Origin of the sequence: Streptomyces violaceus (genome assembly GCF_036014075.1) — a bacterium.
Lineage (GTDB): Bacteria > Actinomycetota > Actinomycetes > Streptomycetales > Streptomycetaceae > Streptomyces > Streptomyces violaceus.
Map to the genome: position 1 here is coordinate 2,273,161 of NZ_CP107911.1, position 11,891 is coordinate 2,285,051.

Consider the following 11,891-nt stretch of genomic DNA (forward strand, 5'->3'; position numbering starts at 1 on the left):
CGACGGGAGGCAGGAAACCAGGGATATTTTTTGGACAGCCGGCCGTGGCGCACGCCGAAAGCCCCGGCTCGGGGAGCCGGGGCTTTCGGGGAGAACAGTCGCCGTCAGATGTTCAGACGTTCACGCCGTGCGAGCGGAGGTAGGCGACGGGGTCGATGTCGGAGCCGTACTCGGGGCCGGTGCGGGCCTCGAAGTGCAGATGCGGGCCGGTGACGTTGCCGGTCGCGCCGGACAGGCCGATCTGCTGGCCGGGGGTGACCTTCTGGCCCACCGAGACGCTGCTGGACGACAGGTGGCCGTACTGGGTGTACGTCCCGTCGTTCATCTTGATCACGACCTGGTTGCCGTAGGAACCGCCCCAGCCGGCCTCGACGACCTCACCCATGCCGACCGAGTGGACGGCCGTGCCACTGGAGGCGTGGAAGTCGACACCGGTGTGACTGCCGGAGGACCAGACGGCGCCGCCGGACTTGTAGCCGGTGGAGACGTACGAGCCGGAGATCGGGGACACGAAGGTGTTGAGACGCTTGCGCTCGGCCTCGCGGGCGGCGCGCTCCTTGGCCTCGCGAGCCTTCTCGGCGGCCTCCTTGGCCTCCTTGGCCGCCTCGGCGGCCCGCTTGCGGGCGGCCTCCTCGGCCTTCTTCTTGGCGGCGGCCTCTTCGGCTGCCTGCTTCTGGGCGACGGCCTGGGCGTCGATCTTCTGGGCCACGGTGTCGCCCATGGTGACGACCGGGGTGAGACCGGTCTGCTCGACAGCGGGCTCGGCGGCGAAGGCCGGGGCGGCCACGGTGCCCACGACGCCGGTGGTGGCGAGGGCCGCGACGCCGGCCGCGCGGGCCGTGCTGCGCTGGATCCGGCTGGGACGACGGTGCTTCCCGGTGGCGCGTGTGAACGCCATGTAGTGGCTGGTCCTTTCCTTCCCTCTCGCCTACCGGGTTAGCTGACGGGTTCGGAGCAGGAAGGTCTCCTACGGACCCCCTCGCGACTCGCGCGGGCGTCCGATTCACCCCAGGGACTGCGGTGGGTCCCCGGCTCCCCTGGCTCGCGCCGTACGGGGACTCGGCGATGACTGTCCGGTGCCGCGGGTGCGGCGCACTGCCTGACGAACAGCCCGGACGACGCTAAGCGGCGCCACTTTCAATTCCCAAACGGATCCCGGCTTTTGTAGCGCATCCCACAGGGCAGACGGGCAACTCCTACCTCAATTCGGGCATAAAGGAGCCCTGGTGCCTTAGAAGACAACCAGGGCCCCTACGCGCGCGTGCCGCTCGCCTCCCGCTACTCGGCGGCGACGACGGCGACTTCGCCGATGCCGAGGGCCTCCACCGGGCCCTTGATCTGCGCCGCGTCGCCGACGAGGACGGTCACCAGACGGTCCACCGGGAAGGCGCTGACGGCCGCCGCGGTGGCCTCCACGGTGCCGGTCGCGGCGAGCTGCCGGTACAGCGCGGCCTGGTAGTCGTCGGGCAGGTGCTGCTCGACCTGATCCGCCAGCGTGCTCGCTACGGCCGCCGCCGTCTCGTACTTCAGCGGCGCCACGCCGACCAGGTTCTGCACGGCGACGTCCCGCTCGGCGTCGGTCAGCCCCTCGGCGGCGAGGGTGCGCAGCACCGTCCAGAGGTCCTGCAGGGCGGGGCCGGTGTTGGGCGTGTCCACGGAGCCGCTGATGGCGAGCATCGCGGCACCGGTCCCGTCCGGGGCGGACCTGAGGACCTGGGCGAACGCCCGCACGCCGTAGGTGTAGCCCTTCTCCTCGCGCAGGACGCGGTCCAGGCGGGAGGTGAGGGTGCCGCCGAGGCAGTACGTGCCGAGCACCTGGGCGGGCCAGACACGGTCGTGCCGGTCCGAGCCGATCCGGCCGATCAGCAGCTGCGTCTGGACGGCGCCCGGGCGGTCCACGATGACGACCCGGCCGGTGTCGTCGGCGGTCACCGGCGGCACCGGCCGCGGCTCGGCCGAGGAGCCGGTCCAGGCGCCCAGCGTGTCGCCGAGCAGCGCGTCGAGATCGATGCCGGTGAGGTCACCGACCACCACGGCGGTGGCCGTCGCCGGGCGGACGTGCTTCTCGTAGTAGGCGCGTACGGCCGGGGAGTCGATCGCGGCGACCGTCTCCTCGGTGCCCTGCCGGGGCCGCGACATGCGCGAGCCCGCCGGGAACAGCTCCTTGGAGAGCTCCTTGGCGGCACGGCGGGCGGGGTTGGCCAGCTCGTGCGGGATCTCGTCCAGGCGGTTGCGGACCAGCCGCTCGACCTCGCTGTCCGCGAACGCCGGCGCCCTGAGGGCGTCGGCGATCAGGCCGAGGCCCTTGGCGAGCCGGGAAGCGGGGACCTCCAGGCTCAGCCGGACGCCCGGGTGGTCGGCATGCGCGTCGAGAGTGGCGCCGGCGCGCTCCAGCTCGGCGGCGAACTCCTCGGCGGAGTGCTTGTCGGTGCCCTCGGAGAAGGCCCGCGCCATGATCGTGGCCACACCGTCGAGGCCGGCCGGCTCGGCGTCCAGGGGGGCGTCCAGCAGCACCTCCACGGCGACGACCTGCTGGCCGGGGCGGTGACAGCGCAGCACCGTCAGGCCGTTGTCGAGCGTGCCGCGCTCGGGGGCCGGGAAGGCCCAGGGCTTGGCCTCGCCCGCCTGGGGCCGGGGGTGGAAGTCCATCGTGGCGAGCTCGGTCACTTGGCCGCCTCCTCGTTCTCGTTGGTGGCCGCGGCTGCGGTGTCCTCGATGGTGTCGGCGTCCTCGCCGGTCTCGTCGGCGACGGGCTCGTAGACGAGCACCGCGCGGTTGTCGGGCCGCAGGCGGGCCTTGGCGACCTCCTGGACCTCCTCCGCCGTGACGTCCAGGACGCGCTGTACGGCGGTCAGGGCGAGCTGCGGGTCGCCGAACAGCACGGCGTACCGGCACAGTTCGTCGGCTCGGCCGGAGACCGTGCCGAGCCGGTCCAGCCACTCGCGCTCCAACTGGGCCTGGGCGCGCTCCATCTCCTCGGCCGTGGGGCCCTCCTCGGCGAACCGGGCGAGCTCCTCGTCGATGGCGGTCTCGATGACCGGGACCTCCACGTCACCGGACGTCTTCACGTCCAGCCACCCCAGGGAGGGCGCCCCGGCGAGCCGCAGCAGGCCGAAGCCGGCGGCCACGGCCGTACGGTCTCGCCGTACGAGGCGGTTGTAGAGACGGGAGGACTCGCCGCCGCCGAGGACGGTGAGGGCGAGGTCGGCCGCGTCGCACGCGCGCGTGCCGTCGTGCGGCAGCCGGTAGGCGGCCATCAGGGCGCGCGCCGGGACCTCCTCCTCGACGACCTCGCGCAGCTGCTCGCCGATGGTCTCCGGCAGCGTGCCGTCACGCGGCGCGGGCTTGCCGTCGTGTCCCGCGACGGAGCCGAAGTACTTCTCGATCCAGGCCAGGGTCTGCTCCGGGTCGATGTCGCCGACCACGGAGAGCACGGCGTTGTTCGGGGCGTAGTAGGTGCGGAAGAACGCGCGCGCGTCCTCCAGGGTCGCCGCGTCCAGGTCGGCCATCGAGCCGATCGGGGTGTGGTGGTAGGGGTGGCCCTCCGGGTAGGCGAGGGCGGTCAGCTTCTCGAAGGCGGTGCCGTAGGGGACGTTGTCGTAGCGCTGCCGGCGCTCGTTCTTGACGACGTCCCGCTGGTTCTCCATCGACTCGTCGTCGAGCGCGGACAGCAGCGAGCCCATCCGGTCGGCCTCCAGCCAGAGGGCGAGCTCCAGCTGGTGGGCGGGCATGGTCTCGAAATAGTTGGTGCGCTCGAAGCTGGTGGTGCCGTTCAGCGAGCCGCCCGCGCCCTGGACGAACTCGAAGTGGCCGTTGCCCTTCACCTGGGCGGAACCCTGGAACATCAGATGCTCGAAAAGGTGAGCCAGGCCGGTACGCCCCTTGACTTCGTGGCGCGAGCCGACGTCGTACCAGAGGCACACCGCCGCGACCGGGGTCAGGTGGTCCTCGGAGAGCACCACGCGCAGGCCGTTGGCCAGGCGGTGCTCGGTCGCTGTCAGGCCCCCGGAGCCTGCCTGGGCTGTGGCCGTGTGACCCATGGGCATGTACGTCCCTTCGATCGCGGTGCGGTCGTTCCGACCGCGGATTCCTGCCGGTCCTGCCACTGTATGCAAGCGCGCGAAGCGCTGGTGAAGTTCCCGGGGGCGTACGCGGAGAGCGAGACTCGGTGACCCGCCGTGCCGGGTCCGGACGGCGCGGCGGACGTCAGAGACCGGGTGGTGGTCCCGGTTGTCAGTGCGGCGGTCCACAATGGTCGGCGTCAGATCCGGATCGCAGAGGCAAGGAGCCGGCAGCGATGGCCCGCCGCAGCACGAAGACCCCGCCGCCCGACGACTCGTACGAGGAGCGGATCCTCGACATCGACGTCGTCGACGAGATGCAGGGCTCCTTCCTCGAGTACGCGTACTCGGTCATCTACTCCCGCGCCCTGCCGGACGCACGCGACGGCCTCAAGCCGGTGCACCGCCGCATCGTCTACCAGATGAGCGAGATGGGCCTGCGCCCCGAGCGCGGGTACGTCAAGTGCGCCCGCGTCGTGGGCGAGGTGATGGGCAAGCTGCACCCGCACGGCGACGCGTCGATCTACGACGCCCTCGTGCGCATGGCCCAGCCCTTCTCGATGCGCGTCCCCCTGGTAGACGGCCACGGCAACTTCGGCTCGCTGGGCAACGACGACCCGCCGGCCGCCATGCGGTACACCGAGTGCCGGATGGCCGAGGCGACGAGCCTGATGACGGATTCCATCGACGAGGACACCGTCGACTTCAATCCCAACTACGACGGCCAGGAGCAGGAGCCGGTGGCCCTGCCCGCCGCCTTCCCGAACCTCCTGGTCAACGGCGCCTCGGGCATCGCGGTCGGCATGGCCACGAACATGCCGCCGCACAACCTGCGCGAGGTCATCGCCGCCGCCCGCCACCTGATCAGGTATCCGAACGCGGATCTCGACGCCCTGATGAAGCACGTCCCGGGCCCCGACCTGCCCACCGGCGGCCGCATCGTCGGCCTGCCCGGCATCCGGGACGCGTACGAGACGGGCCGCGGCACGTTCAAGATGCGGGCGACCGTCGCCGTGGAGACCGTGACGGCCCGCCGCAAGGGCCTCGTCGTCACCCAGCTGCCCTTCACGGTCGGTCCGGAGAAGGTGATCGCCAAGATCAAGGACCTGGTCGGCTCGAAGAAGCTCCAAGGCGTCGCCGACGTCAAGGACCTCACCGACCGCGCGCACGGCCTGCGCCTGGTCATCGAGATCAAGAACGGCTTCGTGCCGGAGGCCGTCCTGGAGCAGCTGTACAAGCTGACGCCGATGGAGGAGTCCTTCGGCATCAACAACGTGGCCCTGGTCGACGGCCAGCCGCTCACGCTGGGTCTCAAGGAGCTCCTGGAGGTCTACCTCGACCACCGCTTCACCGTCGTACGGCGGCGTTCGGAGTTCCGCCGCGGCAAGAAGCGCGACCGGCTGCACCTGGTCGAGGGTCTGCTGACGGCCCTGCTGGACATCGACGAGGTCATCCGCCTCATCCGCTCCAGCGAGAACTCCGCGCAGGCGAAGCAGCGCCTGATGGAGCAGTTCTCGCTGAGCGAGGTGCAGACGCAGTACATCCTCGACACGCCACTGCGCCGCCTGACCAAGTTCGACCGCATCGAGCTGGAGTCGGAGAAGGACCGGCTCAACGCGGAGATCGAGGAACTGACCCGGATCCTCGATTCGGACGCCGAGCTGCGCAAGCTGGTCTCCTCCGAACTGGCCACCGTCGCCAAGAAGTTCGGCACCGACCGGCGTACGGACCTGCTGGAGGCGGGCGGCACCCCGGTCGCGACCGTGCCGCTCCAGGTGGCCGACGACCCGTGCCGGGTGCTGCTGTCCTCGACGGGTCTGCTGGCCCGTACGGCGAACGGCGAGCCGTTCGCGGAGGACGCCGGCGCCGAGCGCGTGAAGCACGACGTGATCGTCTCGGCGGTGCCGGCCACCGCCCGTGGCGAGGTGGGCGCGGTCACCTCGGCGGGCCGGCTGCTGCGGCTGAACGTGATCGACCTGCCCCAGCTCCCGGAGTCGATGTCGACGCCGAACCTCGCGGGGGGCGCCCCGCTGGCGGAGTTCGTCTCCCTGGAGGACGACGAGACGCTGGTCTGCCTGACGACCCTCGACGAGTCGTCGCCGGGCCTGGCGATCGGCACGGCACAGGGGGTCGTCAAGCGCGTGGTGCCGGACTATCCGTCCCACAAGGAAGAGCTCGAGGTGATCACCCTCAAGGAGGGCGACCGCATCGTCGGCGCGGTGGAACTGCGTACCGGCGACGAGGATCTGATCTTCATCTCCGACGACGCCCAGCTGCTGCGCTACCCGGCCGCACAGGTCCGCGCCCAGGGCCGCGCGGCGGGCGGCATGGCGGGCATCAAGCTCACGGAGGGCGCGAAGGTCATCTCCTTCACGGCGGTGGATCCGGCAGCGGACGCCGTCGTCTTCACCGTCGCGGGCTCGCGCGGCACGCTGGACGACTCCGTCCAGACGACGGCCAAGCTGACCCCGTTCGATCAATACCCGCGCAAGGGCCGCGCCACGGGCGGCGTCCGCTGCCAGCGGTTCCTGAAGGGCGAGGACTGCCTGTCCCTGGCCTGGGCGGGCCCGACCCCGGCCCTCGCCGCGCAGAAGAACGGCACCCCGGTCGACCTCCCGGAGATCGACCCGCGGCGGGACGGCTCGGGGGTGTCCCTGGCCAAGACCGTGTGGGTGGTCGCGGGGCCGGTCTAGGCGGGCTCCGGCCGTTCCAGGCAGGCTCCGGCCGTCCTGGGGGGCGGCGTCCTGCCGTCCTAGGCAGGGTCCGCGAGATCCTCCTCGGTGCCCGGTACGTACCGCAGGACGCCCCACATGCCGTGCTCGTCGGCGTGTGGGGCGTCGCTCCGGCACGCGTCGAGCTGCTTGTCGAGGGCTGCGGTGTCGATCCCGGAGCCGATGAGGACCAACTGGGAGAGGTGTTCGTCGCCGGCCGGCCAGGGCTCCGGGTAGAAGCGCAGGAACCGTCCGACGGCGTGGACGGCGTAGCGGTTCCGGTCGTCGTAGGGGCCGAAGTCGACGTACCCCTTGATCCGGTACAGCCCCTCGGGCCGACTGTCGAGGAACTCCATCAGCCGGCGTGGGTCGAGGGGCTCCCGGGAGACGAACGACAGGCTGTCGAACGCGCTGTGCAGATGCCCGGCGTGGTCGTCCGCCCCGGTCTCGTGCAGGTCGTCGAAGGACAGTTGCCCCACGCGTTCCTCGCTCGGCCTGCAGTCGAAGAGGAACTCGGGGTCGATCCGGCCGTAGGTGGCCGGGACGACGGCCGCGCGGTCGACGAGGGACCGGACCAGCCCGAGGACGCGCTCGCCGTCCGCCGCCCGGTCGAGCTTGTTGACCACGACGAGGTCGGCCAGCGCGAGATGCCGGTCGATCTCGGGATGCCTGGTCCGGGTGTCGTCGAACTCGGCGGCGTCGACGACCTCGACGAGCCCGCCGTACACGATGCCCGGATCCTCGCTCGCGAGCACCATCCGCACGAGTTCCTGCGGCTCGGCGAGACCGCTGGCCTCGATGACGATGACGTCGATGCCGAGGGACGGCTCCGTGAGCCGCTCGAGATAGAGATCCAGTTCGCCGGCGTCGACGGCGCAGCACAGGCATCCGTTGCCGAGCGAGACAGTCGAATCGCCGAGCGCGCCCGCGACGGCCATCGCGTCGATCTCGATGGCCCCGAAATCATTGACGACCGCGCCGATCCGGCTGCCTCCGCTGCGGTGGAGGAGATGGTTGAGCAGCGTGGTCTTTCCGGATCCGAGGAATCCGGCCAGGACCACGACCGGGATCTGCCGCGGACTCGGGCTCGGCTGGCTCACCGTGCGACCTCTCTCACGCCGACGCGTGCACCGGCTCGCGTTCTCGGCTCAGGGACGAAGAATGAATGCCGACCCAGGATACGAGCCGCAAGAATCGCGCCGAAGTGAACGATTGTTAGCAGCACTTGCGGGGCAGACGTTCGGCAAGGCGCCGGATCGTGCGACCCTCGCTTCCCTCCGTGCGCCGCCTCTCCGCCTCCCCGCCGATCAGAGCCGCTCGGCACTCTGGGAGACGGCAAGCGCCGCCCACTGCTCGCCGGTCCCCTCCAGTCGACCCTCATCCCGACGACCGGCGGACGGCCGCCTGACTCGGGGGTTGACATGGCCACACGGAATATTGGGATACAGGGACTGCGCTCCGCTGCCGCGGCCGGCCTCGGCATGGTGGCCGGCGCTCTCGTCGCCATGGCGGCACAGAAGCAGGCGATGGACACGCTGCACGAACGCCTGGACCAGCTGGAACAGCACGCCCGTACGCAGCGGCGCTCCAATCTGGCCAGGCAGCAGCGGCAGCACTGGGAGCTGTTGAGCAAGGCGATCGACGACACCGAACTCGCCGAGGTCCTGGACATCTTCGAGAGGCCCGTCACCCCTGAGCGGCGTCGGCAGTACCTCTTCGCCAACGCCCTGTACACCAACCTGCTCTGCTACTACCGCATCGGCAACATGGGAAGGGACGAGTTCTTCAAGCACGTCCGGGGCATCTTCCAGAACCCGATCGTCAGGGAGTACTGGTACGCGACCCAGCAACAGCGCGCGAGTCTGACGGGCACCGAGGAGGCGGAACTCGGCCGGCTCGTCGACGACCTGCTACTGCAACTCGAGGAAGCGGACACCGATGAGTGGTGGGTGGTGGGCGAGCCTCCCACCGACCCGTGACGGGAAAAGCCGGCCCAGCGGCACCGCCGAGACGGACCGGCCCCTTCACGATGACGACACCACTAGGCGTCGGGGATGTCCTTCTTCGCCTTGACCAGGGTCTCCCGGGTGATGACGACGATGCGCTCGTAGTCGGCACGTCCGGCATCGTCGGGCAGCTGGGTGTCGAGGGAGTCAGTGACATCCGTGCCGATGACCGCGAAGTTCCCGTCGGCCAATTCAAAGATGTCGGGACATGTCCCGCCACCGGCACTGCCTCGAAAGCGGGGAGCGACACCAAGGCGGCGGATGATCTGACTCACTGTTGAATTCCCTCTGTTCTCAAGGCACAAGCGCCTGCGCCCGCGGCCGCGCGAGCGGTGGCATCCTCGCAGGCCCGAGCCTTGGCCGCCGTGCGACACGCGCACAGTCCGCCCCCGCGCCCCAAGGAAGCAAGGCATCTTTGCGGCCCTGTTTTATCACCCGCGAGGGTGGGGCCACTCACGTTGCTGAAGAACATCCGCAAGAGTGACGGAAGGCAGTGAAGAATCGATCATCAGCCCGTTTAAGACAGTTGTGACTGTTTATGCAGTCGGCACCGATTACGCAGTCGGCACCGACACCGGCGCCGGTGGCCCCACATACCGCGCCACCGGCCTGATGATCTTCGTGTCCTCCGCCTGCTCCAGGATGTTGGCGCTCCAGCCCACCGCGCGCGCGGCGGCGAAGGTCGGAGTGAACATCTCTCGGGGCAGGCCGCAGAGTTCCATGACCACGCCCGCGTAGTACTCGACGTTGGTGTGCAGTTCACGGCCGGGCTTCAGCTCCGCCAGGATCGCCTCGACATGACGCTCGACCTCCACGGCGAAGTCCACGCGCGGCCCGCCGAACGCCTGGGCGACCTCGCGCAGCATCCGGGACCGCGGGTCCTCCGTGCGGTAGATCGCATGACCGAAGCCCATGATGCGATCCCCCGCGAGCACCCGCCGGCGCACCCAGGAGTCGATCCGGTCCGGGGTGCCGATCGCGTCCAGGGTGTCCAGGGCGCGGCTGGGCGCACCTCCGTGCAGCGGCCCGGACAGCGCGGCCACCGCACCGGCGAGGCACGCCGCCACGTCCGCACCGGTCGACGCGATGACCCGGGCCGTGAAGGTTGACGCATTGAACCCGTGATCAATGGTTGAGATCAGGTACTGCTCGATCGCCCGTGCGTGCTGCTCGGTCGGTACCGAGCCGGTCAGCATGTAGAGGTAGTTCGCCGCGTACGACAGGTCCTCGCGCGGCTCCACGGGCTCGAGCCCTTGCCCCAGCCGGTGCAGCGCGGCGAGCAGGGTGGGTACGGCGGCGGCCGCCTCGAGCGTGTCGCGCAGGCGCTGCTCGGCGTCGACGTCGTACACGGGACGGAACCCCTTCGCCGCACCCAGCAGCGACAGCGCGGTACGCATGCCGGCGAGCGGGCCGGAGCGCCCGCCGGCGGCCGCTATGGCCGGCAGAGCGGCTCGCACCTCGTCGGGGAGCCGCCGCAGCGCGGCGGTCTCGGCCGCGAAGGCCGCACTCCGCCCGGCGTCCGGCAGTTCGCCGTGCACGAGCAGGTGCCAGACGTCCTCGAACCCGCGGGTGCGCGCGAGGTCGACGGCCGAGTACTGCCGGTAGTGGTAGAAGCCCTCGAGACCGCGGACGTCGCCGATCCGGGTGTCGGTGACGACGACCCCGGCGAGTCCCCGTGGCACGTCGAGAAGAGTGGCTGCGGACCTGTTGACGGACATGACTTCCTCCCTGGACTTGATTCGACTGTCCACGATTGACTGAAGTCGTGTCAATATTGATTGAATCAATGCATCAATCAATAGGCCGCTAGGCGGATACGGTGACCCCCATGCGCGATCAAGAACCCGTCCCCCGCGACGCGGACAGGCGGCTGAGCACCAAGGAGGCCGCCGAGCTGCTCGGCGTGAAGCCGGAGACCGTGTACGCGTATGTGAGCCGCGGTCAGCTCAGCAGCCGGCGGGTGACCGGCGGCCGGGGCAGCACCTTCGACGCCGGGGAGGTCGAGGCGCTGGCCCGGCGCAACAAGCGGGAGAGCGCGGGTGGTTCCGCATCCGGCGGCGAGCTGTCCGTACGGACCCGCATCACACTCATCGAGAGTGACCGCTATTACTTCCGCGGTGTCAACGCGGTCGACCTGGCCGCACGGCACACCTACGAGGAGGTCGCCGAGTGGCTGTGGACCGGCCGGATGCGCCCGGGCGCCACGTTCACCGCGCCCGCCGACTCCGTCGCCGTAGCCCGCCGCGCCGTCGAGGCACTGCCGGAACACGCCGCGCCCACCGACCTGCTGCGCGTCGCGACGATCGCCGCCGCGACCACCGACCCGCTGCGGTTCGACCTGTCCGAGGACGCCGTGCTCGGCACGGCGCGCACGCTCATTCCCACGCTCGTCGCCGCTCTGCCACCCGTGCGGCACGACCGCCGTGACGAGGGCCCTCTGGCCCACCGACTGTGGACCCGGTTGTCCGGGCAGGACGCCGACGAGGCGTCCCTGCGCGCCCTGGACGCCGCTCTCGCCCTCCTCGTCGACCACGACCTGGCCGCCTCCACGCTCGCGGTGCGCGTCGCCGCGTCGGCCCGTGCCCACGCCTACGCGGCGGTCTCCGCAGGTCTGGGCGTGATCGAGGGTCCGCTGCACGGCGCGGCCAGCGGGCTCGCCCACCGTCTGCTGCTCGATGTGCTCGACCAGGGCGACGCGGCGCCGGTGATCGCGGACGAACTGCGCGCCGGCCGCCGTATCCCGGGCCTCGGCCACCGGCTCTACCCGGGCGAGGATCCACGCGCGCGTGCCCTGTTCACCCTCCTGGAACGGATCCCGCGCGCGGAGCCCGCCCTGCTCGCGGCCCGCGACATCGTCGAGACCACCGCCCGTCACGCCCCGCTGCACGCCAACGTCGACCTGGCGCTCGCCGTGCTCACCACGTCTTGCGGCATGCCCTCGACCGCGGGAGAGACGGTCTTCGCCGTGGCCCGTATGGCGGGCTGGATCGCTCACGCCCTGGAGGAGTACGGCGAACGCCCGCTGCGCATGCGCCCGAGCGGTCTCTACGCGGGCCCGAAGCCGCCTCAGCCACTGCCGGAGTAGGGCCGGGCGGGCCCGGACGTCGCCGCGA

Annotated in this window: 9 protein-coding genes and 1 riboswitch; of the genes, 3 read left to right on the forward strand and 6 right to left on the reverse strand. The window is 70.7% G+C overall.

The features are described 5' to 3' along the window. Positions 1-112: 112 nt before the first annotated feature. From OG542_RS10140 to OG542_RS10150, 3 genes are all read right to left on the reverse strand, one after another. Positions 113-898 carry a M23 family metallopeptidase gene (locus OG542_RS10140; protein ID WP_261677358.1) on the reverse strand — a complete coding sequence of 262 codons (786 nt, stop codon included), beginning with the start codon at positions 896-898 and terminating at the stop codon, positions 113-115. Between the two features lie 12 nt (positions 899-910). Continuing rightward, positions 911-1,075, reverse strand: a riboswitch (cyclic di-AMP (ydaO/yuaA leader). 203 nt (positions 1,076-1,278) lie between these two features. Next, a complete protein-coding gene (locus OG542_RS10145) occupies positions 1,279-2,667 on the reverse strand; it encodes a M16 family metallopeptidase (protein WP_328410100.1) in 1,389 nt (462 codons plus the stop codon). After that, a complete protein-coding gene (locus OG542_RS10150) occupies positions 2,664-4,046 on the reverse strand; it encodes a M16 family metallopeptidase (RefSeq protein ID WP_193476422.1) in 1,383 nt (460 codons plus the stop codon). Before OG542_RS10150 ends, OG542_RS10145 begins: the two co-directional genes overlap by 4 nt. Positions 4,047-4,297: 251 nt before the next feature. Here OG542_RS10150 and OG542_RS10155 point away from each other — a divergent pair, with 251 nt between their 5' ends. Continuing rightward, positions 4,298-6,754, forward strand: coding sequence for a DNA gyrase/topoisomerase IV subunit A (locus OG542_RS10155; RefSeq protein WP_311128090.1), 2,457 nt, complete (start codon positions 4,298-4,300; stop codon positions 6,752-6,754). Between the two features lie 59 nt (positions 6,755-6,813). On the opposite strand, the gene OG542_RS10160 is transcribed toward OG542_RS10155, so the two are convergent. Next, positions 6,814-7,872 carry a CobW family GTP-binding protein gene (locus tag OG542_RS10160; protein ID WP_328410102.1) on the reverse strand — a complete coding sequence of 353 codons (1,059 nt, stop codon included), beginning with the start codon at positions 7,870-7,872 and terminating at the stop codon, positions 6,814-6,816. A 321-nt stretch (positions 7,873-8,193) separates the two neighbouring features. Here OG542_RS10160 and OG542_RS10165 point away from each other — a divergent pair, with 321 nt between their 5' ends. Next, positions 8,194-8,751 (forward strand): DUF6082 family protein, encoded by a 558-nt coding sequence (locus OG542_RS10165; protein WP_311128088.1) that lies wholly within the window; start codon positions 8,194-8,196, stop codon positions 8,749-8,751. A gap of 62 nt (positions 8,752-8,813) precedes the next feature. Here the strand turns inward: OG542_RS10165 and OG542_RS10170 are convergent, their stop codons facing one another. Together OG542_RS10170 and OG542_RS10175 are read right to left on the reverse strand one after the other, a co-directional pair. After that, positions 8,814-9,053 carry a hypothetical protein gene (locus OG542_RS10170; protein WP_193476418.1) on the reverse strand — a complete coding sequence of 80 codons (240 nt, stop codon included), beginning with the start codon at positions 9,051-9,053 and terminating at the stop codon, positions 8,814-8,816. A 279-nt stretch (positions 9,054-9,332) separates the two neighbouring features. Then, positions 9,333-10,496 carry a citrate synthase/methylcitrate synthase gene (locus OG542_RS10175; protein WP_328410105.1) on the reverse strand — a complete coding sequence of 388 codons (1,164 nt, stop codon included), beginning with the start codon at positions 10,494-10,496 and terminating at the stop codon, positions 9,333-9,335. 110 nt (positions 10,497-10,606) lie between these two features. Here OG542_RS10175 and OG542_RS10180 point away from each other — a divergent pair, with 110 nt between their 5' ends. Beyond that, positions 10,607-11,863 (forward strand): citrate synthase, encoded by a 1,257-nt coding sequence (locus tag OG542_RS10180; protein ID WP_328410107.1) that lies wholly within the window; start codon positions 10,607-10,609, stop codon positions 11,861-11,863. Positions 11,864-11,891: the final 28 nt, after the last annotated feature.